15 protein-coding genes are annotated in these 24792 nt (G+C 73.1%); 5 read left to right on the forward strand and 10 right to left on the reverse strand.

Annotation, left to right across the window (positions count from 1 at the left end; translation table 11 throughout):
- Window positions 1-146 precede the first annotated feature (146 nt).
- Entirely contained in the window at window positions 147-1685 is a 1539-nt protein-coding gene (locus tag ACQPZW_RS41315; RefSeq protein ID WP_433791487.1) for a cellulase family glycosylhydrolase, read from the forward strand.
- Here ACQPZW_RS41315 and ACQPZW_RS41320 read toward each other — a convergent pair.
- The 9 genes from ACQPZW_RS41320 to ACQPZW_RS41360 form a co-directional block, all read right to left on the reverse strand.
- Window positions 1613-2869 (reverse strand): glycosyltransferase, encoded by a 1257-nt coding sequence (locus ACQPZW_RS41320; RefSeq protein ID WP_433791488.1) that lies wholly within the window; start codon window positions 2867-2869, stop codon window positions 1613-1615. The two genes, ACQPZW_RS41315 and ACQPZW_RS41320, sit on opposite strands and share 73 nt — an antisense overlap.
- Window positions 2850-4079 carry a glycosyltransferase family 4 protein gene (locus tag ACQPZW_RS41325; RefSeq protein ID WP_433791489.1) on the reverse strand — a complete coding sequence of 410 codons (1230 nt, stop codon included), beginning with the start codon at window positions 4077-4079 and terminating at the stop codon, window positions 2850-2852. The genes ACQPZW_RS41320 and ACQPZW_RS41325 overlap by 20 nt, the downstream gene beginning before the upstream one ends.
- On the reverse strand, window positions 4076-5707 hold the full coding sequence (locus tag ACQPZW_RS41330) for a lipopolysaccharide biosynthesis protein (RefSeq protein ID WP_433791490.1): 1632 nt from the start codon (window positions 5705-5707) through the stop codon (window positions 4076-4078). The genes ACQPZW_RS41325 and ACQPZW_RS41330 overlap by 4 nt, the downstream gene beginning before the upstream one ends.
- Window positions 5708-6622: 915 nt before the next feature.
- Window positions 6623-7960 (reverse strand): hypothetical protein, encoded by a 1338-nt coding sequence (locus ACQPZW_RS41335; protein ID WP_433791491.1) that lies wholly within the window; start codon window positions 7958-7960, stop codon window positions 6623-6625.
- On the reverse strand, window positions 7957-9867 hold the full coding sequence (locus tag ACQPZW_RS41340) for a hypothetical protein (protein WP_433791492.1): 1911 nt from the start codon (window positions 9865-9867) through the stop codon (window positions 7957-7959). The genes ACQPZW_RS41335 and ACQPZW_RS41340 overlap by 4 nt, the downstream gene beginning before the upstream one ends.
- On the reverse strand, window positions 9864-10958 hold the full coding sequence (locus tag ACQPZW_RS41345) for a glycosyltransferase family 4 protein (protein WP_433791493.1): 1095 nt from the start codon (window positions 10956-10958) through the stop codon (window positions 9864-9866). The genes ACQPZW_RS41340 and ACQPZW_RS41345 overlap by 4 nt, the downstream gene beginning before the upstream one ends.
- Complete coding sequence (locus tag ACQPZW_RS41350; protein ID WP_433791494.1) at window positions 10955-11824, reverse strand: glycosyltransferase family 2 protein; 870 nt, start codon at window positions 11822-11824, stop codon at window positions 10955-10957. The genes ACQPZW_RS41345 and ACQPZW_RS41350 overlap by 4 nt, the downstream gene beginning before the upstream one ends.
- A 92-nt stretch (window positions 11825-11916) precedes the next feature.
- Window positions 11917-12591, reverse strand: coding sequence for an L-type lectin-domain containing protein (locus tag ACQPZW_RS41355; protein WP_433791495.1), 675 nt, complete (start codon window positions 12589-12591; stop codon window positions 11917-11919).
- 337 nt (window positions 12592-12928) lie between these two features.
- A complete protein-coding gene (locus ACQPZW_RS41360) occupies window positions 12929-15247 on the reverse strand; it encodes a GcvT family protein (RefSeq protein WP_433791496.1) in 2319 nt (772 codons plus the stop codon).
- A gap of 74 nt (window positions 15248-15321) precedes the next feature.
- On the opposite strand from ACQPZW_RS41360, the gene ACQPZW_RS41365 reads away from it, so the two are divergent.
- The 4 genes from ACQPZW_RS41365 (at window position 15322) to ACQPZW_RS41380 (ending at window position 20257) form a co-directional block, all read left to right on the forward strand.
- A complete protein-coding gene (locus ACQPZW_RS41365; RefSeq protein ID WP_433791497.1) occupies window positions 15322-16086 on the forward strand; it encodes a glycerophosphodiester phosphodiesterase in 765 nt (254 codons plus the stop codon).
- A gap of 259 nt (window positions 16087-16345) precedes the next feature.
- Entirely contained in the window at window positions 16346-17758 is a 1413-nt protein-coding gene (locus ACQPZW_RS41370) for a hypothetical protein (RefSeq protein ID WP_433791498.1), read from the forward strand.
- 446 nt (window positions 17759-18204) lie between these two features.
- Window positions 18205-19035, forward strand: coding sequence for a siderophore-interacting protein (locus ACQPZW_RS41375; RefSeq protein WP_433791499.1), 831 nt, complete (start codon window positions 18205-18207; stop codon window positions 19033-19035).
- Between the two features lie 46 nt (window positions 19036-19081).
- Window positions 19082-20257: a CynX/NimT family MFS transporter gene (locus ACQPZW_RS41380; RefSeq protein WP_433791500.1), complete on the forward strand. Its 1176-nt coding sequence runs from the start codon at window positions 19082-19084 to the stop codon at window positions 20255-20257.
- Window positions 20258-20368: 111 nt separating this feature from the next.
- Here the strand turns inward: ACQPZW_RS41380 and ACQPZW_RS41385 are convergent, their stop codons facing one another.
- On the reverse strand, window positions 20369-24571 hold the full coding sequence (locus ACQPZW_RS41385; protein WP_433791501.1) for an NACHT and WD repeat domain-containing protein: 4203 nt from the start codon (window positions 24569-24571) through the stop codon (window positions 20369-20371).
- Window positions 24572-24792 lie beyond the last annotated feature (221 nt).

Here is a 24792-nt window from a genome sequence, read left to right on the forward strand (position 1 = left end):
CATCGGCCACCGCCTGAGGAATGAAGCGGGGCGGCCGGCCCGCTCCCCATTGGCAACCCGACTGCATCAGCGCGAGCCTGACGTCGAGAGATCCGACAACCGAAAAGAGGGGCCCCACCTGACGACGTGAAGGGCTCCGAACCACCGTGACGACAGCTCGTACCCGTACCGCGGCGATCCTGGCCTCCACCCTCCTGGTTGCTGTCACGCTTCCGGCTTCCGGCTCCTCCGCGGCCGAGCCCGCGCCCCAGGCGTCGGCGCTGCCGATGGGTGACCCGAGGCCGGTGACGGTCCCGAGTGAAACGGCAGTGACGCTCAAGTCCCGGCTCGCGGCGGTCACCACCGCGCGGACCATCAACTACTACCCGTCGAACGCCGGCTGGTCGGCGATGTGGACCAACTTCAACGCCGCCCGTATCGAGGACGACCTGGCCAAGGCGGCCGCCCTCGGCGCGGACAACGTGCGGATCATCGTCTTTCCGCAGGCCTTCGGCTTTCCCACCCCCCGTCCGGAGTACGCCGACCGGCTGCGCAAGTTCATCAGCATCGCCGGCTCGCAAGGTCTGACCGTCAAGTTGACCCTGTTCGACTGGTGGTCCGGCTACTCCGACGCGGCCGGCAGCGCCGCCTGGGCGAAGGCCGTCCTCACGCCGTACGCCGATGACCGCCGGGTGCTGTCGGTCGAGCTGAAGAACGAGTTCGTGTCGACCGACCCGGCCGCGGTGGCGTGGGTGAAGAAGCTGATCCCGGCGGTTCGGGCAGCCGTGCCGAAGATGCCGTTGACCCTGTCGGTGGACGGTCAGAGTGGCGCGGCCGGGCTGGCCAGGATCCGGGCGGCCCTCACCGGCACCCCGCTGGACTACTACGACTTCCACTTCTACGGGAACTCGGAGCGGGCACTGGCCGAGATCCAGCGCGCGCAGGCGGCGGTCGCCCCGGACCCTCTCGTGATCGGCGAGACCGGCCTGAGCACGGCCACCAGCAGCGAGGGTGAGCAGGCGGCGTTCCTGGCCCGGACGTTCACGGCGGCGGCCGCCGCCGGGGTGCGGTCGGTGGCCCCGTGGACTCTGTACGACTTCTCCGACGGCGCGATCCCGTCGAACTCGCAGGTCTCCAAGGTGCCGGCGCAGTACCGGTTCGGGCTTTTCCGGGCGGACGGGACGGCCAAGCCGGCGACCTCGGTGGTCCGCAACGCGTGGGCCGGCAACCGGGTCACCGACGATCTGCTGGACCTCGGTTTCGAGGCGAGCCCGGGCAGTTCCCCGTGGCGGCCGTACCTCACCGACGAGGGCGCCATCGCCCGTACCCGCGGCACGGCCCGGACCGGTGTCTACTCGGCACGGTTCACCGGGACCGTCCGCAACGGCTCCAGCCTGCCGTCGATCCGCACGTCACCGGTCGACCCGGTTCGGGCCGGGCAGTCCTGGCACGCCGAGGCGTGGACGCGTGGCGCCGGGGTGACCGGCTCCAACGAGATCGCGCTGAGCTGGTTCGACATCAACGACCGCTGGCTCGGCCAGAGCTCGTCGAAGCAGGTGGCGAAGGGCGACAGCGGCTGGACGAGGTTGACCGTGGACGCGGTCGCCCCGGCCGGGGCGACCAGCGTCCAGCTTCACCTCAAGTCGGGCGACAACAAGGGGACCGTCTGGTTCGACGACGTGGCGCTGTCGACCGGCACGTCCTGAACGACCCCGATCCGCGTCAGGAGGCGGGCGTACGCGTCGACCGTACGCCCCCATGAGGAGGGATCGGCGTGCCGGCGACCGGCCAGGCCGGCGGCACGCACGATTGCCTCCCGCAACTCCCCCGGCGCCGCCGCGGGAACGAAGACCGTGCCGCTGTAGTGTTCGGCGGCCTCGACGAGGCCGCCGACCGCGGTGACCACGACGGGCAGGCCGTGGCTCATCGCGATGTGCAGCGGACCGCTCGCCGAGCTGCGCCGATAGGGCAGCACCACGACGTCGGCCCGCGCGAAGAACTCGTTGACCTCATGGTCGGCGACGTAGCGGTTGACGAACTCGATCCGGTCCCGGACCGGTGACGCCTCGATCATCTCGCCGGGCGCGGTCCAGCCCTCCCAGGTCTCCCCCACCACCGTGAGGTGATAGTTCGGGCCCAGGTCGGCGAAGGCCTCGACAAGATCTTCAAGGCCTTTGTACGGCCGGATCGTCCCGAAGAACAGCAGCCGGCACATGTCGTCCCCCGGTTCGCGCACCGGCCGTTCCGGCAGGTGGTGGTCGAAGGGGCCGTGCAGCGCCACCTCGGCCGGCACCGCACCCAGGTCGTACGCCTCGGCCAGCGCCGCCTGGTCGAACCGGGAGTGCACCACCACCCCGTCGGTACGGCGCAACAGCGGCTGGATGCAGCGGCGCACGTAACGGGCCGCCCACCGGTGCCGTGCCTCCCCGGTGTCCTGCACCTCGTGGAACTCGACGATCACCCGGATCCCGAGTCTCCGCGCCGCGAGCGCCAGCACCAGGTACGAGTGCAGCACCGCCCCGGTCCACCACTGGAGCACCAGCACGTCCGGCCGGAACCGGCGCAGGAATCGCACGGCCCGGAGCAGGCTGGGCACCGCCCACCAGTCGATGCCGTCGAAAACGCGTACCCCCTGGTCGTAGCGCAGATCGGTGAGGGAGCGGCCGACCCGGTCCCGGCCGGGGTAGAGCCGGGCCGGCAGCAGCCGCCGCATCAGGATCGCGCCCACCTCGAAGCGATCGTGCAGCGCGTTGCTGAGCCGGCAGGTGTAGTAGCTGATCCCGGAGAGGAACCGCCAGCCCGACCCGACGACCAGGATCCGGGGCCGGGCCGGCCGGCTCAGCAGACGGGCCTCGGCGTGGCCGAACGGATCACGCGGCGATGCAGGCACGGTAGACCTCCTCGATCTGGGGTACGACGCGGGCCGCGGTGAAGTCGAGGCCACGCTCCCGGCCGTTGGCGCGCAACCGGGCGGCCAGGTCCGGGTCGGTGAGCAGGCGCAGCAGCGCCGCATGCAGGGCCTCCGCGTCGCCGGGCGGCACGAGCAGGCCGTTCACGCCGTCGTCGCCGACCACGTCGAGCAGCCCACCGGACGCCGACGCGATCAGCGGGGTGCCGGCCAGCATCGCCTCGACCGCGACCTGGCCCATCCCCTCCAGCAACGACGGCACCACCCCGGCGGCCGCGTGCCGCCAGGCCGCCATGACCTGCGGATGCGGCACGTTCGTCCGGACCAGCACCCCCTCCGGGACGGGCGGGGTGTCGTCGCGTGGCGTGCCGAGACAGACCAGGCGTGGCGGGTCGTCGAGTCCCGCGCGCAGCTTCTCGTAGGCGTCGAACAGCACGTCGATCCCCTTGTGCGGGCCGAGCTGGCCGACGAACAGCAGGTACGGCCCGTCCGGCAGCCACTCCGGGCGCGGCGTGACCCGGGCCAGCTCGTCGAGGCCGTCGGGGACCAGGCTGGAGATCACGCGTACCGGCAGCTCACCCGGCAGCCGGGCGAGGCTGAGGGCGGACGCGACCGAGTTCGAGATCGCCGTGAGGCAGTCGATGCCCCGGTGCGAGTGCGCCCGCAGACCCACGGTGAGCAGGGCCGACTTCGGTGTGCCGTACTGGCCGGACGCGCACGGGACACAGCGGCCCAGACTCGGGCCGTCACAGCGGCGGCCGTTACGAGCGAACGTCTTGCGCACACACGTCAGCCCGAAGTCGTGTGCGGTGTGCACATGCGGACGGCCCAGGGGGGTCCCGTGCAGCGGCAGATAGCTGTACATCAGCCAGTCGTGACTGTGCACCAGGTCGAAGTCGTGCGTGCGGAGCACCCGGGCGATCCCGGCCGTCGCCAGCGGATCGGCCACCGTCGGATGGAACGGCTTGCGCCGATCCTGGTTCAGGCCGGGCGCCACCGTGTTCATGATGCTGCGGATGCGGATCACCCGTACCCCGTTGATCGTCTCGTCGTGCGGCGCCTCCGGCGTCGCCAGCGTCAGCACGGTGATCTCGTGGCCTCGCCGGACCATCTCCTCACCGCTGGTCGCGATGCTGCGCTCCAACCCGCCGATGACCGGCGCGTAGAGATTCGACAGATGCAAAACCCTCATCGTTTTCTCCCGGTGGGTGCCTCACTGCCGGTTTGCGGTCGCTTTTCGACCCTTGGTGGTACGGCCATCGCGCGCCCGTCTCCGTCCGGCTCCGCCACCCCGCCCCGCGACCCGCGACCGGACGCCCCCGAACCGGCCCCCGGTGCCGTGGCCGGCACGGTGTCCCGCGCGGTCCCCGGCACGCCTGGATCACTTTCGTCGCCGGCCGGAGTCCGGTGGCGGCGGGCCAGGACCACCGCGGCCACCAGGAGAGCGGAGGCGGTCTGGCCGGTCAGCCAGGCGACGCCCGCGCCGGTCACCCCGGCGCTCGGCAGGAGCAGCCATGCCAGGGTCAGGCAGGTGATCGCGCGGACCAGGTTCAAGCGGCGGCACAGGCGGAACTCGTTGCGTGAGCGCCAGTGCGCCACCGCGAGATTGGCCACCGCGTCGGGGAGGGCGGCCAGCACCAGGATCCGGAGCAGGAGACCGCCCTCGATCGCATAGCCGGCGCTGAACAGGGCCAGGATCCGGTCACCGGCGAACAACAGGACCGTGGTGGGGACGCCGACCATGGCCAGGACCACCATCGCGGCGCGCGACACCGGCACCGGGGCGGCGTTGGTGCGTTCCGCGTAGAGCGCCGAGGCCACCGACGGGGAGACCATGAACAGCATCGACGCGGTCATCCAGGCTAGGTAGAAGTGGGCGTTCGCATCCGGGCCGAGCCGGGCCGTCACCAGGACCGGCAGCAGAGCGGCCGGGCCGGCCTGGGTCAGGTTGATCAGATGGTGGCCGGTGACGGCGGTCCGCACGTGCGGCAGTTCGGCACGCAGTCCCGCCGTTGCCGCCCGCCAACGCCCCCGCGGCCCGGCGGCCGGGGCAACGGCTGCCGGGGTAGCGGTAGCCGGGGTAGCGGTGGCCCGGGAAACAGCGGCCGGGGTAGCGGTGGCCCGGGAAACGGTAGCCCGGGAAACAGCGGCCGGGGGAACGGCGGCCGGGGCGACGGTGGGGTGGGAGGACGGGCGGAGGCGGCGGGTGCCGATGGTGATGGTGGCCAGGCTGATCAGGAGGGTGGGGAGGACGTAGGAGAGCAGGACCGCGGTGGCGCCCCGGTACCCGGCGGCCAGGACCGTCAGCAGGGTGACGATCTTGCCGGCGGCCACTGCCAGGTTGCGGATGAGCATGCCGTGGCCCGCCCGGTGGGCCACGTAGAGGTTGTCGAGCAGGGTCGTCAGCGTCACCGCCACCGCTGCGGCGGCCAGAGCGGCCGCTCCGGCCGGGCCGGACAGGAATCCGAAGTTGCCGGCGAACAGGGGGACCAGCAGGGCGGCGGCGGTGGCCGTGGCGGCGGTCGCGGCGGAGGCCAGGAGCAGGCCGGAGGTGACGATCCGGGACCAGGAGGCGGCGTCGCTGCCGGGGAGACGCTGGATGAACATGTGGCCGGCGCCCAGGTTCGCGAGCATGCTGACCGCGGTGGCGGCCGAGATGAGGGCGGTCGCGGTTCCGATCCGGTTCGGGGGGACCGCGCGGGCGGCCAGCATCCAGTAGAAGTAGCCCAGGCCGCCGTTGCTCACCGTCGTCGCCATGATCAGGGCGCTGTTGCGGGCCAGGGAATCCCCGGACAACCGGCGGACGGCGGTGATCAGCACGTGGTCCGCTCCCCCGCGAGGACTGCGCGGCGCTTGCCCGAGCAGCTGACCCTGTCCGGTCTCGCGTGCCCGTCACCGGGACGGGGCCCGGCATCGGCGCCACCGGCGCCCGGAGTGGCCAGTGCCCGGCCGCCCTTGGTGCCGCCCGTGCGAGAGCGATCCGCCGGGGCGTCGGGGAAGCTCGGCGCACCCGCTCCGGAATGCGGCCCCGGGCCGTCTTGGGTGCTTCCACCAGGGGGAACGGCCGGTCGATGCGGTCCGCCGGAGGTCGTGAGAGGGGTCGCCCGGACGGCCCCGGGCCGGTCGCCGCCGGGCCTGGCCGGATGCGCCCGCACTCCGGGAGCCGCCCGGACACCTCCGTCACGGTCACCGCCGGGTCCTGCCGCACCGGGCCGGTCCCCACCGGGCCGGACCGGGCCGAGCCACCCGCCCGGGGTCCCGTCGCCCCCGTCACCGCCGGGCCGGACCGGGCCGAGCCACCCGGCCGGAGTCCCGCCGCCCCCGTCAGCGCCGGGCCGGACCGGGCCGATCCATCCGGCCGGGGTCCCGCCGGCACGGTCGCCACCGGGCCGGACCGGGCCCGTGGAGACTCCGCCGAGTCCGCTCCCGGACACCCCGGCCACGCTGCGGAGTCCAGCACCGGACGCGGCCCCGGCACGGTCGCCTCGGGAGGTGGCCGGCGCGGCCACCGCACCGGGGCCATGCGACACGGCCGGACCACGCCATCCACCCGCGGCACGCTCGTCGCCGGGCATGAACGGACCGGCCTGGCCCCTCGTCGACCCGGCACGGCCGCCGTCGCCGGGGACGGACGGACCGGACTGAGCCGCCGTCGGCCCGGTGCGGCCGGCACCGGTGGTGTTCGCCGAGGACGGAGCGGTGTGGGCGCCGTCGGCGGGGTGGACCCCGGGCCGGTCACGGCGGCGCTCGCGGTGGTCTGCGGGGCATCCCGGGTGTCGGCGTGGCCACGGGCGTAGAAGCCGATGCTTGTCGCGCCGACGCTGATCGCCACCGTGCGGAGGAGGCCGTCCGGGGGAGGGCGGGTACGTAGACGGTCAGGGAGCGGACCGAGTCGGCGGCCACCGACATCGGACGGCTCGCCACCACCTGACCGCCGATCCGCAGTTGCAGCAGGCTGGTGGTGTCGGCGAGGCCGGCGCTGGTCACCCGCACCGGAACCACCAGGCCCCGGGCCGGGACGGTGACCGGGCTGTCGATGGCGGCGGCCCAGCCGTTCAGGGCGACGCTCAGATATCCGGGTTCCGGCGGGTGCGGCACGGTCAGGTAGGTGTGGACCGCCGGCCCGCCGACGCCGGCCGCCAGGACCAGGGGCACGGCCACGGCCACCGTGGTCCGCACCGGGCCCCGGCCCGGGCCGGGGAGATCGGCATCCGGCGACGGCGTGGCCCCCACCCGGGAACCGGCCCGGGATCCGGGCGCGACGCCACCGGAACGGCCGGTACGGGAGGCGGGCACCGCGCGTCCGGAACGGCCACCGGACGCGGGCCCGCCCGGGGAACCGGCACCGGACGTGGGTGTGGCCGCTGTCGGATCGAGGGCCTCGGCGTTCGGGGGATCGCCAGGAAGGTCGAGATCGAGGGCCTCGGCAGTCGCGGGATCGCCAGGAAGATCGAGATCGAGGGCCCCGGCAGCCGCGGGATCGCCAGGAAGGTCGGGATCCGGGGCCGGGGACGACGGAGTGGGCCGGGTTGAGGGCTCCTGCGGAGCGGGCGAGCTCGTTCGGCCGTACCGGAAGAGGGTGCTGGGAGGCGGGTCGTCCGGGAGGCCGGCGGCATGCCGGGGGGAGGACGGTGGCCGGCCGGTCGATGCCGCGGGCGAGGTGGGGTCGTGGCGCTGGTGCGGGACACCGGGACGCGCGGCGGACCGGCGGCGGGCGCGGTGGTCGCGGAGGAGGGCGACCGCCGCGAGGACGGTGACCAGCGCGGCGCAGGCGATGACCAGGGGCGCGGGGCGTACCGGACGGCCGGCCGCGTGGAGCAGGAGGGCCAGCAGCGGCACCGTGATCAGGCCGGCCGTGGCGGCCAGACCGGGGCGGGCCGCGGGGACTCCGGTCTCGGCGGGCGGGCCGGGCAGGGCGCGGACCCAGAGGGCGCCGGTGGCCGCCAGCGCGGCCAGGCAGAGGGGGACGGTGAGCCAGGGGCGTCCGGCGGCGGGGAGGATGCCGGCCAGGGCGGAGTAGGCGACCAGCAGCAGCCGGACGGCGGGGGTACGCAGCGGTGGGGGGACGATCATCGGGCTCCCATGTGGATGCGCTGGCCCTGGCTGTCGAAGTCGAAGCGGTAGATCGCGATGTGCGGGCCGTCGTAGACCTTGACCAGCCAGGGCAGGGTGTCGAACTTGGTCAGTTGGGACCGGGTGAAGCCGGGGCGCCCGTTGTGCGGGATCGGCTCGTTCGTCTCGAAGTAGATCTTGATGTCGGGGACCTGTTCGGCCATCCGGCGATCGACCACCAGGTACTCGAAGCGCCAGGCGCGCAGCTGCTCCATCAGGGCCGGTGGCATCGGGCGGCCGGGCTGGGCCAGGTAGAGGTCGTAGGTGGGGAAGCTCTCCGAGCCGGTGGTCGGCTCCTGCTCGCCGTAGGAGCCGAAGATCAGTCCGGAGTAGCGGTCGGCGACCAGGCGCGCGCCCCGGCCCCGGGTCTCCCGCAGCCAGGCGGACGCGGCCAGCAGCTCCGGCGTGGCGGCCCGGGTGTCGGAGCCGAAGACCGGCGGGCCGGGGAACCGGTAGGACGGGTTCATGCCGGCCGCCGTGTTCCCGACCATGACCAGGGCGCACAGGGCCAGAAGAAATGTGCCGGAACCGCTGATCCGGCGGCGCGTGCGGTCCAGCAGTGCGATGATCAACGGAGCGGACGCCACGGCGATGCCGAGGTAGCTGAAGGCCCAGGACCGGCGTGCGCCCTCCGCACCGGACGGGGTGAGGATCAGCAGGGTCGCCGGGAAGTACAGGGCGCCGAGCAGCAGCATCGCAGCCGACGCGGCGCGGGTGAGCGGATCGGTGACGCGTCTGCGGCGCCACCAGAGAACCGTCGCGCCGACGACGGCGAGCAGGGCCACCCCGGGGGCGAGGAAGGCCGCCTGCTGCTCCCACCAGGGGGCGACCGACTGGTTGAACAGGGTGCGGCCCCCCGAGCCGCCGCCGGCCAGACCACCGAACTGGCCGAGGGCGCGACCCAGGTAGGGCTCCAGGTAGGTGCCGGTCCGCGGCGACACGGCGGCCATCCACACGGCCACCGAGACACCCGCGGTCGCGGTCAGGGCCCAGGCGGTACGCGCCGGCGCGCGCAGCATCGTGCAGGCCAGCGCGATCAGCCCGAGGATGCCGGTGAGCCAGATCGCGGTCAGGTGGTGGGTGGCCGTGATCGCCACGGTGAACGGCACGAACAGGGCGGCCCAGCCGAGCCGGGCGCGTGCGCTGACGGCCCGGATCGCGGACATCGCGCAGGCCAGCGCCCACACCATGACGCCGATGGCCAGCGACTCGTAGCCGAGCTGGGTGTCGAAGTAGAGGAACGAGCTGTTCAGGCTGTAGACGACGGCGGCCGCGGCGGCGATCCGCGGGTCCGGCCACAGTCGACCGGCCAGCACGGCGACGCCGAGGGTGAGCAGGACGTGCGCCAGGATCAGCACGAACAGCGCGGCATGCCAGACGGTGACGCCGGTGAGCGTGGCCAGCGACGCGACGGTGGCGTGCAGGCCGGGGTAGTCGCCGATCACCCGGACGATCGGGTTCTGCTGGAAGAGCAGTCCGTCGAGGACGATGTCGTGGCTCTGTCCCCAGTGGGCGTACTCGTCGTGGTAGAGCGGGCCGGCCGGGTTGCGCAGCAGTTTCGGCAGGTAGGTGAAGCAGGCGTAGCCGATCAGGACGGCGAGGCGCAGGCGGGCGCTGGAGCCGCGGCGGATCGCCCAGTACGCGGCCGGCAGGCTGAACACCAGCATGCCGGCCCAGAACCAGGCGAACGCGCCGTCGTGTCCCCATTCGGCTCGCCGGTATGCCGTCACCAGGGCGGCGGCCCCGGCCGCCCCGGTGATCGTGAGAGTGATGCCGGCGGCGACCGGCCCGGCCCAGGCGCGTGGCTCCGGTGCGGGGTCCCGGCCGTCCCGCCGGTCGATGGTGGGACTGGCCGTGGCAGCGCTCATCGGCTGACGGCCCCCACGGGGACGGTCCGGTGGGCCACTGCGGCGTAGACGTTCCGCGTCGCGCCGACCACGTCCGGCCAGGTCGGCAGGATCGCCGGCCGGGTGCGGCCGATGGCGGCGGCGTCTTCGAGGGCTTCGGCCAGGGCGTTCTCGTCGTCCGGGTCGGCGAACCGCAGCCACGCGCTGTCCCCGGCCAGCCCGGCGACCTCGCGGTGTGCGGGGATCGGGGCGGCCACGGTCGGCAGGCCGGCGGCGAGCGCGTCGGCGACCGCCATGCCGAAGGCCTCGTGGGTGGAGGCGGAGACCGCCGCCGAGGCCTGCGCCAGGCAGGAGTCGAAGGCGGCGTCGTCGAGGCGGCCGTGGAAGACCACCCGCCCGGCCAGTCCGAGACCGGCGGCGAGGTTGCGCAGGCGGTCGCCGGCCGGTCCGGTGCCGACCACGTCCAGGCGGTGCTCCGGGCCGAGCCTGGTCATCGCCCGGATCACCCGGTCGACCCGTTTGTACTGCTCCAGGCGCCCGACGCAGAGGATCCGGCGGGTGCGGGGCGAGGCCGGGCCGCGGGACGGGCGCGGATCGGTGCCGTTCGGGATCACCACGGCACGGGTGCTGACGGACGGGAAGTCGCGGAGCACGAGCTCGCGTTCGGCCGAGGTCACGCAGATGACGGCGGAGGCCCGGTTCATGATGGTACGGCCGATCGGCCGGTAGAGCGGGTGCAGCGCGGCCCGGAAGCGGGTGTGCCCGGTGCCGTGGTAATGCGGCGTGAACACCAGCGGCGAGCGGTTGCCCAGCGCGGCGCAGAGCGAGGCGAGGGCGTGGTAGCTGTGCGTATGCAGGACGTCGTACTCGTGGGCGTGGGCGCGCAGCCAGCGCCAGAGCGGCACGGACAGCCGGTAGTCGCCGGCCGGGACGGTGAGCGGGAAACGGCGGACGAGCACCCCGTCGACGGTCTCCTCGGACCGGACGGCGTGCTGGGTGATCACCTCTACCTCGTCGCCGGCCGCGATCAGGCCGGTGCAGAGCCGTTTGACGTGGGTCTCCACCCCGCCGATGTCCGGGTGATAGGCGTTGGCGACGATGCCGATCCTCATCGGGCCTGCCGTTCGGCGACCTGCTGGACGCGGGCCCGGCGGGGCCATTCGCGGGCGATGGTACGCAGCACCCGCATCCCGTCGGTGAACGCGTTGAGGTTGCTGACCCCGTGGATGCGGTTGTGCTCGAAGCTGGCGACCTCGGTGATCTTCAGGTCGGCCCGGGCCGCGCGCAGGTTGAGCAGTGTCTCGATCTCGAAGCCGTCGCCCCAGAGCCGTCCGTCCGCGTTGTCCGGGGCCGGGGAGGTGTGGTCCAGGTCGAAGACGTCCAGGCAGTGTGCCCAGAACGCGTTGTAGCCGTAGCAGAGGTCGCTGTAGCGGGTCCGGAACATGACGTTGACCAGCATGCTCAGGCACTTGTTACCGGCCCGCCGCAGCCGGGTGATGTCGGCGCTGCCGCCGGCCGGCCGGAAGCGGGAGCCCTTGGCGAAGTCGGCGCCCTCGCGCAGCGCCTCGACGAACCGGGGGATCTCCATCGGGTCGGTCGAGCCGTCGGCGTCGATCATCACGATGATGTCGCCGGTGGCCGCGGCGAACCCGCAGGCCAGAGCGTTGCCCTTGCCGCGGCGGTTCTGCCGCACGACCCGGATGTCCGGTCGCAGCCGGCGGGCGACCGCCACGGTGTCGTCGATCGAGCCGCCGTCGACCAGGACGATCTCGTCCACCTGCGGGAGCCGGGCGAAGACGTGCGGGATGTTCCGGGCCTCGTTGAGGGCCGGGACGATGACGCTGATCCGGGGCTCGGGCTCGGGGCCGTCGCCCGGTTCCTGCGGAAGTCCGGGAATCGCCGGGACGGCGGCCTGGATGTCCTGGATGGCGATGACGGTGTTCGTCTCGCCGGGAAGCACACGGTCGACCGTGGGCATAACTCTCTCCGATCGGGGAGGGTGGAGTCGGCCCGGTCCGGGCCGGAGCAAGGGAAGATGCCGGGGCACGAGGCCCCGGCGGGACGGTGCGCTCACGCCTGCGGCACGGTGACCGACCACTCGTAGACGTCCTGGCGGGCGGTGAGGCTGCCGGTGGCGCCGGTGAACCCGACCCAGCCGAACGGCACGCCTGCCTTCCGGGCGAGGTCCACCTTCTGGTCGAGCAGGAGCTCCTCGGTGCCCTTGGCACGCGGGCGGACGAAGACGGTCAGCCGGTGCTGGCCGGCGTCGTACCTGATCCGGGCCTGGAACGGCTTGCCGTAGAGCCGGACCGAGGATTCGGCGGCCGACTCGTGCCGGTCGGGATTGCCGTCGACCGAGACCGCGAGATGGTTGCTGCTCGGGTCCGGAGTGTTCTGGTAGATGTCGAACTCCACGGCCACGCTGCGCCAGATGCCGCGATAGCCGAGGCCACCGCCCCAGCCGCCGAGCGCGCGGGGGCCCTCGCCCTGCGCGACGAAGGCGATGCCGTCGGCACCGACCTTCCCGCTGCGCAGGTGGGCCGTGAACGTGGTCTCGAAGGATCGGGTCAGATCGATCTGCTGAAGGCTCCAGGCTGATCCGGCCTGCCGGTAGCCGCCGTCGGTCAGGCGGATGACGCGCTCGTCGTCGCCGGCGCGCCACATCAGGGAGGCGGTCCCGTTGAGGGCCAGCGGAGGCGTGTACGGCGGTTCGACGTCGGCCGCGAGTGCTCCTCCCGAGTTCACCGCAGCCACTATCGAGAGCAGGGCGGAGGCCCAGAGACCGCCCCGCGCGACCCTGGACGAACGAGAAAAGCGCACGACATACTCCACTTCAAACGGATTTGCCCGACTTAGACCTGGCCTAAGCTAGGGCAGTCCGCGAAGCCGTGTGAGCGAGTCCCGTTATTTACCCCGGACGGTTTCGTTTCGACACGATCAGCGCACGGCACGCCTCGTGGTGACAGCCGGTCAGCCCGGCCGGGAACCCACGATCGTGTGAACGGCGGGATCACCGTCACGCCTGTCCTGATCGACTCGATGCTAGTCACATCAAGGACGCCGCCGACGGAGAATTCGCAGATCAGCGCCGTAGACGCTCCTGTTTCGGGTCGAAGAGCGGCTCGGTCGCCACGGTGGCGAGCAGCAGGCGGCCGAAATAGCCGATCTCCACCTGCGTGCCGGGAACGGCCAGGGCCGACGGCAACCAGGCGTACGCGATCGGGGCGCCCACCGACCAGCCGTACGCCGCGCTCGTCACGTGACCCACCGGAAAGCCCCCCGCGTAAACCGGCTCCCGCCCGAGCGGCACGTCCCCGGTGTCGGCCAGAACCAGGCAGGTGAGGCGCCGCTCCGGGGCCCGGTCACCGGACGGCAGCAGCCCCGCCTGATACGGATCGTCCTCACTGGTCACATCCCGCCCCCAGGTGCGGTGCCCCTTCTCCAGGCGCAGGCTGTCGAACGCCGACCGGCCCGCCGCGATCAGCCCGTGCTCCCGGCCGGCCTCCCACAGGGTGTCCCACAGACGCAGCCCGTACTGGGCCTCGGTGTAGATCTCCCAGCCCGGCTCGCCCACACACGACAGCCGGAGCATGACGACCGGAACCGTGCCGACGTGCCCCTCCCGCGCCTGCCGGGAGCGGAACGCCTCCGACGACACGTCCACGTCGGTGAGTGGGGCGAGCAGCTCACGGGCGGCCGGACCCCACAGCCCGACCCCGCAGGTGCCGCCGGTGACGTCGCGCACCGAGACGCCGGGCGGGGCGTGCCGCCGCAGCCAGTCGACGTCGAGCGGCCCGTTCGCCCCGACCCGGAACCGGTCCTCACCCAACCGGGCCACCGTGACATCGCTGCGCACGCCGCCCGCCGAGTCCAGCAGAACGGTGTGGACGACCGTGCCGACCGGGCGGTCCACGTCACCGGCCGCCAGACCGGCCAGGAAGCCGACCGGGCCGGTCACGTCGATCCTGGTCAGCGGGGTCATGTCGTAGAGGGCGACCCGGCGGCGGGTCAGCCGGGCCTCCGTCTCGGCGATCGGCGACCAGTGCCGCGACGACCACTCGTCACGGGGACGCGGCGCCTCCGGGGGCGGGTTCGTCGCGTACCAGAGAGGGCGCTCCCACCCGGCTGCCTCGCCGAAGACCGCGCCCAGCTCGGTCTGCCGGGGGTGGAACGGGCTGACCCGGACGTTGCGCACCGGCGGCGGATCGGCCGGGTGCACGATGTCGTAGACCTCGACGAACGAGCGGATGGCGCGCCGCCGCACGTAGTCCGGCGAGAGCTGGGCGGCGTCGAAGCGGTTGAGGTCGCACTCGTGCAGGTCGATCGCGGGCCGGCCGTCCACCATCCACTCGGCGACCGCCTTCGCCGCCCCGGCCGAATGGGCCACCCCGACCGCCTCGGCCATCCAGAGCCCGCGCGGCGACGCCGCCTCACCGAGCAGCGGGAAGCCGTCGGCGGTGAACGAGAGGACGCCGTTGAACGCGTCCTCCAGGGTGGCGCCGCGCAGCGCCGGGATCAGCTCGGCCGCCGCCGCCCAGGACTGCTTGAAGGTGTCCGGCGTGAACGGCAGCTTCGACGGGTGGTCGTCGCCGGGCAGGTCGGCGAGGTCGACCGGCATCGGCTCGTGCAGGTAGGAGCCGATGCCGAGCCGGTCGCCGTGTGCCCGGAAGTACAGGTCGCGGTCCGGGTGACGCAGGATCGGCAACTCGTCGGAGGCGCCGGCCGGCGTGGTCCGCACATACTGATGCGCCATCGGCAGCAGCGGGATCGGCGCCCCGGCCATCGCCCCGATCGCCGGGCCCCAGAGCCCGGCGCAGCTGACCACCAGGTCGGCGGGGAACTCCTCGTCGGCGGTCGCGACGCCGGTGACCCGCCCGGCCCGGGACAGCACACGGGTGACCGTCCGGTCCCCGAGGAACCGGGCGCCGCGCGTCGTCGCCCGCGCGGCCTGGGCCTCGGCCGCGCGGACCGCCGGGACCACCCCGTCGGACGGCACATGAAGCCCACCGGCAATTAATGATTTGTCCAATAATGGGTACGCCGTTGCGCAGGCGGCCGGATCCAGGACGGATGACGGGACTCCCCAGGACTGTCCGAACCCGAACCGGCGGTGCAGCTCGGCGAGACGGGCGGGTGTCGTCGCCACCTCGAGACTGCCGACCGGGGAGAAGCAGCCGAGCCCGGCGTATTTCTCGACGGTGTAGCGGGCCAGCCTCGACATGGTCCGGGACGGGTCGATCTGGAAGACGAGCCCCGGCGCGTGTGAGGTGGAGCCGCCGGTCTCGAAGAGCGGGCCGCGGTCGAGGACGGTGACGTCGGTCCAGCCCCGACCGGTCAACTCGTCGGCGAGCGCGCACCCGACGATCCCCGCACCGATGATGACAACCGTGGGTCCGGACATCGCGCCCCCTCCTCGCCGCCACCGCCATTCGACCTCTTTTGGCCCACGTCAACAAGCCCCGGCATACTGCCCCGGTGAGCCACCCGTTCCTGGACACCCCGGGACCGCTCGCCTTCGCGCACCGCGGTGGCGCCGCCGAGGGCGACGAGAACACCGCCGAGGCGTTCCAGCGGGCCGTCGACATGGGTTATCGGTATGTCGAGACCGACGTGCACGCCACCGCGGACGGGATCCCGGTCGTCATCCACGACGCGCGACTCGACCGGGTGGCCGGGCGGCAGGCGCGCGTCGCCGACCTGACCTGGGCTGACCTCTGCTCGGTACGGGTGGCAGGCGCCGCCGCCGTGCCCCGCCTCGACGAGGTGCTGGACGCGTGGCCGGGCGTCCGGTTCAACGTGGACGTCAAAGCCGACCGGGTGGTCGAGCCCGCCGTCGCCGCCGTGCACGCCACCGGCGCGGGCGACCGGGTGCTGCTCGCCTCGTTCAGCGACGCCCGGCTGACCCGGGTCCGTGCGCTGGCCGGGCCGCGGGTCGCCACCTCGCTCGGCATGCGGGCGACCGCCGCGCTGTGGTTCGCCGCGGCCGCCGGCGTGCGACTGCCGCTGCCGGCCTCGGCGGTCGCGGCCCAGATCCCGGTCCGCCACGGCCGGGTCACCGTGCTCACTCCGCGATTTCTCACCTATCTGCACCGGCTCGGATTGCAGGCCCATGTGTGGACGATCGACGATCCGGAAGAAATGAATCGGCTCCTCGACATGGGTGTCGACGGCATCATGACGGACCGTATCGAAGTGTTACGCGACGTCTATGCGGCGCGCGGTTTCTGGCCCGCTGACTGATAGTGGCGTTCACAGCCCGGTGAGTTACTCTCCCTGTTCAGAGACTTTCTGCCAGGATTTTTTGAACCGCGGACATCATCCGTTCGGAGGATGCTTGAGGTTCGAGTCCCGATCGACATTTTTTCTTTAAGGCGACCATAAGAAATCTCCGATCCCGGTTCCGGAATTGCTTTCTGTGAGACGCGCCCCTAACGTCTGGGCGGTCAGCGCCGGTAACCGGCGCCGTCATTGACCGGGAATCGGAAAAGAAGGTCTCGTCATGCGAAGCTCGGGGCAACGACGTACCCGGCTGTTGGCCGCCGGCGCCGTCATCACCGCGATCGGCGGGGTGATCGGGTTCACCCAGTTCGCCAACGCGGCGGACACCGACACCAGCACCAAAGCCGGTGAGAGCGGGGCCGGGAAGGTCGTCGGCAACAACCTGACGATCCTCACCGACACCTGTGTGGACAGCGATCTGGTGGCGCACGACGGTTTCCAGAAGGGCGACCGGTGCGTTTCGACCGAGTTCGGTGAGGTCGGTGTCGCCGCCAACAACCCCACTCTGCTGATCACCGAAGCGCCCGGCGAGGTCACCGTCGGCACGCCGTTCCAGCTGCGGATCAGCACCCGCAACCTGATCCGGGACCGCTTCCTCGCGGCCGGCCAGGGCGGGTACTACGTCGAGTCCAGCGTTCTGCAGAACGGCCTGGTCCGCGGCCACTTCCACACCGCCTGCCGGATCCTGAACAACGACGACGAGGCCCCCGAGTCCGCGCCCGTGCCGGCGTTCTTCGTGGCGACCGAGGACAGCCGTGGCAGCGCCCAGCCGGACACCGTCACCATCCAGGTCCCGGGACTGCCGCAGGAGGGCGAGTTCCAGTGCTCGTCGTGGGCGGGTGACGGGTCGCACCGGATCCCGATGATGGAGCGCGCCAACCAGACGCCGGCCCTCGACTCCGTCCGGGTCACCGTCCGCGCCGCGAACAACGGTGGCAACCAGGGCGGTAACAACGGCGGCGACCAGGGCGGCAACAACGGCGGCAACCAGGGCGGCAACCAGGGTGGCAACAACGGCGGCAACCAGGGTGGCAACAACAACGGTGGCAACCAGGGCGGCAACAACAACGGTGGGAACAACGGCGGCGGGAACAACACCAACAGCGGTGCGGTGACCCCGACGACGCCGGCGACCTCGAAGCCCGCGACCGCCAAGCCGAACAGCACCGTGGTGACCGCGACCCCGCGTACCGACACCACCACCAAGAACACCGACGACGAGGAGGCCGGGACCTCCGGGGCGACCACCAAGGTGACCCCGAAGGTGACCCGGACGCCGGCCACCACGAAGTCCGAATCTTCGGAGTCTGAAAACTCTGAAGAATCCTCGCAGTCCGAGGAGACCACCGAGAAGCCGGTGACGACCAAGACCACCAAGGCGGTGGAGCCGGAGTACGACGCCGACCCCGAGCCCACCGACGGTCCGGGTCTCGCCGCCGACCCCGGTGACGGCGCCCCCGACCAGCCGGAGAAGACCAACGGCGACACGATCGCCGAACCGCCCGCAGAGAGCGGCTCGTTCAACCTGATCAGCAGCAACCTGGCGTGGATCGGCGGTGGCGCCGTGATGGTCCTGATCGGCCTCATCATCGCGGCCTTCCTACGGACCCGGCCCCGCAACAACTGGCGCTGACCCCGCGCCGCGGCACTGAGAAGGCGGGCAGGACCTTTCGGTCCCGCCCGCCTTCCGCGTCTCCGGCGCCGGCCGGTGGCGCAGTGCCGCCGATCCACCGGTGACGACCACACCGCAACCACCGCATCGGCCCGGCGGCGGCGTTTCGGCCGGGAGCGGGCAGCCCCGTCGCCCGGACCCGACGGGACGGGGTGGCTCTGCGGGAGGTGTGGCCGTACAGGATGAGCCCGCGCGGGCCGGGGGATCAGCTTGCGGAACCGTTCCGCCCACGCCGGGGGATGGTCTCCACGCTGGGTATCCACCGAACCGCTGCGGGATCCGGCCGGAGGGTGGGAAATTCCGGGAAAGATGAGCCGGGAGGGTGGATCACCCAGAATAAGGGTAGCCTTACCTGCCGAGATCCGATTCGGCGGCGGTATCCGCTACCCGGCAGTGAGGTGCAGCCCATGGCGAACAGACCCGCGCGACCGGCCCACGAGGGTGTGGTCACCCGGGTGGAGCAGCTGACCCCGCACATGGTGCGTGTCGTGGTCGGCGGTGAGGCTCTGACCCGGATCGAGGCCGGGCAGTTCACCGACCACTACATCAAGGTGCTCTTCCCGATGCCCGGCGCCACCTACCCCGAGCCGTTCGACATGGGCGTGATCCGGGAGACGCTGCCGCGTGACTCGTGGCCGTGCGTCCGGACGTACACGGTGCGCAAGTGGCTGCCCGAGGCCGGCGAGATGTGGGTCGACTTCGTGGTGCACGGCGACGAGGGCATCGCCGGCCCGTGGGCGGCGGCCGCGCAGCCCGGTGACGCGTTCCGGTTCATGGGGCCGGGCGGCGGCTACACGCCGGACGCCACGGCCGACTGGCACCTGCTCGCCGGTGACGAGAGCGCGCTGCCCGCGATCAGCGCGGCCCTGGAGCGGATGCCCGAGGGTGCGAAGGTCCGGGCGTTCATCGAGGTCTCCGGGGCCGACGAGGAGCAGAAGATCGAGACCCGGGCCGACGCGGAGATCACCTGGCTGCACCGCGGCACCGGCACCGGGCTCGTCGACACGATCCGCGGGCTGGACTTCCCGGCCGGGCGGCTGCAGGCGTTCGTGCACGGTGAGGCCAACGCCGTCCGCGAGCTGCGCCGGTTCCTGCGGGTCGAGCTGGCCATCCCGATGAGCCAGCTGTCGATCTCCGGGTATTGGCGGCGCGGGATGAACGAGGACGGCTGGCAGGCCGGCAAGCGCGAGTGGAACGAGCAGATCGAGCGCGAGCAGGAGCCGGCCGCGGCCGCATGACGACTCTGTAAGGAGTGTTGCGCCGATCACCCGATACCATGGGTGGGTGGTGATCCAGGAGAAGACCCGTGCCGGCGGGCTGTTCGCACTGACGGCGCTCCTTCTCGCCGCGGTCAACCTCCGGCTCGCGGTCACCAGCATCGGCCCGGTCCTCACCGAGATCCGGGCCGGGCTCGGCATGAGCGCCACGGTGGCGGGGCTGCTCACCTCCGTGCCGGTGCTGTGCTTCGCCTCGATCGGCCTCGCGGCACCCCGCCTCGCTCGGCGGTTCGGCTCCGCGCGGGTGATCCTCGGCGGCCTGCTGCTGCTCGCCGCGGGCCTGACGATCCGGCCGTTCACCGGCGGCTCAGCGCTGTTCCTGCTGTTCAGCGCGGTCGCGCTGGCCGGGATCGCGCTGGTCAACGTGCTACTGCCGTCCATCGTCAAAGACCGTTTCCCGGACCGGGTGGGCGCCGTCACCGGCCTCTACTCGGTGGCCCTCAACATCGGCGCCACCACGGCCGCCGCCGCCACGGTGCCGATCACCGGCGCCTTCGGCGACGACTGGCGGATGGGGCTCGCCTGCTGGTCCCTCGCCGCGCTGCTCGCCCTTCCCCCGTGGCTGATGCTGGCCCGATCGCGCGAGACCGCAGACCGCACCGACACCCCGGTTGCGGTACGGGTGAGCCGCCACCCGGTCGCATGGGCCCTCGCCGTGTACTTCGGCATGCAGTCCACCTCGGCGTACGTGATCATCGGCTGGCTGCCGGAGATCTACCGCGACGCCGGCCTCTCCCCCGCGCTGGCCGGTGTCCTGTTCGCGGTCACCTCCCTGCTCGGCGTGCCACTGTCGTTCCTGCTGTCGGCGTACGCCGGCCGGCTCCGCTCACAGAGCGGCATCGCCCTCGTCCTCGGCCTCTTCGGCATCGCCGGCTGGGCCGGCCTGTGGGCCTCCCCCGCCGCCGCACCCTGGCTGTGGGCGGTCCTCCTCGGTGTCGTCAACGCCGCCTTCCCGCTGGCCCTCACGATGATCGCGCTCCGCGGCCGCACCCCGGCCACGGTCGTGCAGCTGTCCGCGTTCGCCCAGAGCATCGGCTACCTCTTCGCCATCCCGGGCCCCATCCTGGTCGGCGCCCTGCACGACGCCTCCGGCGGCTGGCGGGTGCCGCTGGCCCTGATGGTCGCCCTGATGGTCCCGCAGATCATCGCCGGCATGGCCGCCGGCCGAAACCGCCAGATCTGAGCCCCCAGCCGCCCACTCACCCCGGGCAGACATCTGCCGTCGAGGAAGTGCCGGCACACCGGCGGCCGGACCGGTTGTCATCGAGAGCCGCCTGTGAAGCGGGGAGCCGTGTCACGGACGGAATCGTCGGCAGTAGTCCGGGACCGGTTGGCCGTCGTCACGGCTCAGCGAGGTGGCTATTGCGCACAGCTTGCGGCCCGCCACGGCCGGGTCCAGCGGCCACACCGAGACCAGGGAGTCGAACGAGCCGCTGACCAGACGGCCGCCGTCCGGGGAGAACGCCAGCGCGGCGATCACGCCGACGTGCCCGCGCAGCGTCGCCAGCGGGGCGCGGGCCGTGGTGTCCCAGAGCTGCACCGGGCCGCTCCGGTCGCTCACCGCGAGTGTCCGCCCGTCCGGTGAGAACGCCACCCGGTCGATCTGCTCGCCCTGCTCGGAGGTGGTCCACAGGGAGGTCGAGCCGTCCCCGGACCGGATGTCGACCAGCCGGTTCGTGCCGGTCACCGCCATCGACCGGCCGTCCGGCGCGATGGCCAGGTCCAGTGGCTGGTAGGGGCCCAGCGGCCGGGGCTCGCCCACGGCGCTCAGGTCGCCGGTCCGCCAGGAGCGCAGGTCGGCGGAGAAGCCGGAGTCGTCCCGCTCGACACTGCCGGTGGTCACCGCCGCGTGCAGGACGGTCCCGTCGGGGGAGAAGGCGAGCGCGAAGCTCGACTCCGCCTTCGCCTCGGAGGGCTTGTTCAGGGTGATCGTCCCGCGCATCCGCCGGGCGTCGACGTCGTAGACCCGGATCTCGCCGGGGGTCCAGGCCGGCCCCTCGCCGAGACAAGTGAACGTCGTCACCGCGAGCAGCCGCCCGTCGGGTGAGGCGGCCAGGTCGCCGGTGCACGCCCCCAGGTCCGTCGAGGCCTGCCGTTTCCCGGTCTCGTCCCACAGTTCCAGCGTTCCGGCGGCCGTGATCAGGCCGAGCAGCCCGTCGGCGGCGTGGACCAGCCCGCTCACCGGTCCGGCCGGGCGGAACGACCCGGTCCGTACCCGGGTGGCGGTGTCCCAGATCCGGACCGTGCCGTCCTGGCCGCCGGCGGCGAGCCTGCGCCCGTCGGGTGAGAACACCGCGCCGTGGACTTCGCCGTCGGTGTTCAGCGTGTCCACGACCCGCCGATGCACGACCGACGGCCCGGTCGGTGAGGTCACCACGACCACCTGCCCGTTCGCCGAGGACGCGGACGCCCCGTACGACGACAGACCGGTACGCAGCGTGCCGCGCGTCTCGTCGGTGAGCGACCACAGGTCCACGCTGCGGTGCGTGGCCGCCGCGATGATCATGCCGTCGCCGGTGACCGCGAACGCGGCCGGTGGCGCGCCGACGTGGCCCTCCGGTGTGATGTCGCGCAGCTTGCGCCCGGTGGCCGCCTCCCACTGCCGGAGCCGTCCCTGCCCGCCGGGGCCCTTCTCGTTCGTCACCAGCGAGCCGTCCGGTGCGAAGGCGAGGAACGTGGGACCGGTCAGCTTCATCGTGCGCCGGCCGTCGACGATCCGCCGGACCTCGACGGCGCCGATCAGCCCGGCTGTCGCCACATGCCGGCCGTCCCGGCTAACCGACAGCGCGGTGACGATGCCGTCGCCGGCCGGCAGGGTCCTGATGGACCGGCCGGTGGCGGCGTCCCAGAAGCCGAGGGCTCGCGGTTCGGCCGAGCCGCCGGCCACCACCGTGGCGCTGTCCGGCAGCCAGTCGACCGCCCCGGCGGCGGGCAGTGCACGGATCAGCTCGCCGGTGGCCGCGTCCCAGATCCGTACCCCCTCGGGCACCAGCGCCCCGGACGCCAGGTAGCGGCCGTCCGGGGAGAAGACCACCGACACCACCCAGGTCGTCTCGATGCCCGCCGGTGTCGCGGGGTAGGCCAGTGGCGGGCCGACCTCGGTGAGCGAGGCGGTGTCCCAGAGCCGGACGACGCCCTTGTCGTCGCCGATGGCGATCCGTGACCCGTCCGGGCTCACCGCCGCCGAGTAGCCGCCCGGCACCGTGCCGAGCCGCCCGGCGAACCGCACCATCTGGGCGGAGAGCAGCGCGCCCCGGGCCTCGGCGGTCGGCTCCTCGTTCCACGCGGCCAGGGCCCGGCGGACGGCGGCCGGCTCGTCGCGGTCCAGCAGGGCGACGGCTTCGGCCGCGTACTGCCGGGAGCGGGCGTCCCGGCCGGCCGCGTCGGCGGTGCGCTGCCGGTCCACCGCGACCAGTCCGCCGGCCACGGCCAGCAGCAGCGCCGCGGCGAGCCCGGCGACCATCCGGCGCAGCCGCCGGTTGGCCCGCTCACGTGCGCGCTGCTCACCGGCGGCGGCCGCGGCGCCGGCCGCGAGGTACTCCCCGACGAGCGGGGGCACGCCGTCGCCGGCCGGCACGCGCTCCCCGGCCAGCAGACGGGAGCCCCGGGGCAGCAGGTCGGGGTCGCGGCCGGAGCGGTCCCAGTCGCGGGCCGCCTCGGTCACCGACTGGCGCAGCAGCAGGTCCTCGCGGGCCTCGGCGACCCAGCCGGCGAGCCGGGGCCAGCTGGTCAGCAGCGCCTCGTGGCTGATCTCCACGGTGTCCGTGCCGACCGTGACCAGCCGGGCCTTGACCAGGCGGCGCAGCACCCGGGAGTCGCTGGCCGCCCGCTCGCCGCGGCGGCGCACGGCCGTACCGTCGCCGGTCACCGTCACCAGGCCGAGCAGGGCGTCCCGGAGCCGGTCGCGATCCTCCGGCGGCAGATCGAGGTAGATGCCCTCGGCGGTCTCGGCGATCGCGTGCCGGATGCCGCCGGTGGCCCGGTAGGCGGCGACGGTCAGCCGGATCCCCTCCCGGCGGTCCCAGGTGGCGCGCAGCGCGTGGGCGAGCAGCGGCAGTGCGCCCGGCTCGTAGTCGTCCGGCCCATCCGCGCCGAGGTCCCGCAGGAGCAGGTCGGGCAGGCCCGGCTCGACGGTGAGGCCGGCGTGCTCGGCCGGCTCGACGACGGCCCGGCGGATCGCCTCGGCGTCCAGCGGCCCGAGGACCACGTGCCCGGCGGCGAGGATCTTCGCCAGCGGCGGCAGCGCGGCACAGGCCGGATAGAAGTCGGAGCGGACGGCGATCACCACGAGCGCGGGCGCCGCCGTGGCCAGTGCGGTCACGTAGGCGAGCCGCTCAGCCGGGTCCGGGCACTGGGTGAACAGCTCCTCGAACTGGTCCACCACCACGATCGGCCGGCGGCCCGCCGCGGCCGCCTTCGCCGCCAGCGCGCCCAGCCGGTGCGGCTCCTCGCGCACCGCCTTCACCAGGTCGTCGTGCGGCACGTCGTCCGTCTCGACCAGGCCGTGCAGGCGGGCCACCAGATCGGCGAGCGGGGAGGCGCCCGGAGCGGTCAGCACCCAGGCCCAGGAGGCCGGTTCCTCGCCCAGCGCGCCGGCGCCGAGAGCCGGCAGCAGACCGGCCCGCAGCAGCGACGACTTGCCGGCGCCGGACACCCCGGTGACGATCAGCGGCGGACCGCCCAGGGCCTGCTCGGCGAGCAGGCTGAGAAGCTCCGCGATCCGCGTCTCCCGGCCGCGGAAACGGGCGGCGTCCTCCGGCTGGAAACTGACCAGGCCGGGGTACGGCGGAACGACTCCCCCGGGCACGTCGGCGGGCACCTCGTCACCGCCGGGCAGTTGCTCCCGGGTCACCTCGGTCAGGTGCCGCCGCATCTGCTCCAGCCGGCGGCTCAGCTCCAGGCTCTGCACGGCGAACTGCTGTCGCAGGCCGTCGACGCTCTGCCGGACCTCGGTGATCATCCAGTGCAGCTCACCGACGCCCAGGCCGAGCTCCCGGAACGCCCCCTCCAGCTGGTGCCGCAGTTCCTCGTCGGTGGTGGCGGCCTCGCTGATCGCGGCGCCGACCGCGTCGACCTCGCGCAGCACCCGGGAGATCTCCTCGTGCAGGGCCCGGCTCCGCTCGTCGGCGGCGGCGAGCCGGGGCAGCAGGTCGGCGGCGATCGCGTCGCGCCACTGCTCCTCGCTCCAGCCGTCCGCCTGCGGGTCCCGGTCGCGCATCCGTTTCGCCGCCTCGCTCAGGCTGTCGGCGAGATAGTTGCTGCCCAGGCCCCCGACCTGGTCGAGGGCGGCGGCGAAGGCGTCGGTGGCGCCCAGCGCGGCGCCGGCCACCGGGGCGACCGCGGAGGCGGTCAGGAAGGCGAGGAGGCCGTACGGGCCGGCCGTTCGCAGGCCGGCCCGGGTACGCTGGCCGGCCTCACGGATCCAGGAGCGCACACCCGCGCGGGCCCGTTCGACGGCGGCCGGCCGATCGGGGTCACGGGGCTCGGGCTCGGTCAATGCTCCTCCGTGGACATCGACGGACGTGCCGGTCCCATGATGGCACCGAGGACCGAGGGCGGACCCGCCCGAGGCGGTGGGACTTTCGGCCCGACTCCGGGCGTGACTTCCGTGGGCCGATGGAGACATGACCACTACGACCGTTTCAGAACAGCCGGCGAAAGTCGAGTCGGATCGCCGTCACCCGACTCCGACGGGGGAGCCGCGCTTGTACCCCCTGC

The sequence above is a fragment of the Actinoplanes sp. CA-252034 genome, from assembly GCF_050956125.1.
In the GTDB taxonomy this organism is placed as follows: domain Bacteria; phylum Actinomycetota; class Actinomycetes; order Mycobacteriales; family Micromonosporaceae; genus Actinoplanes.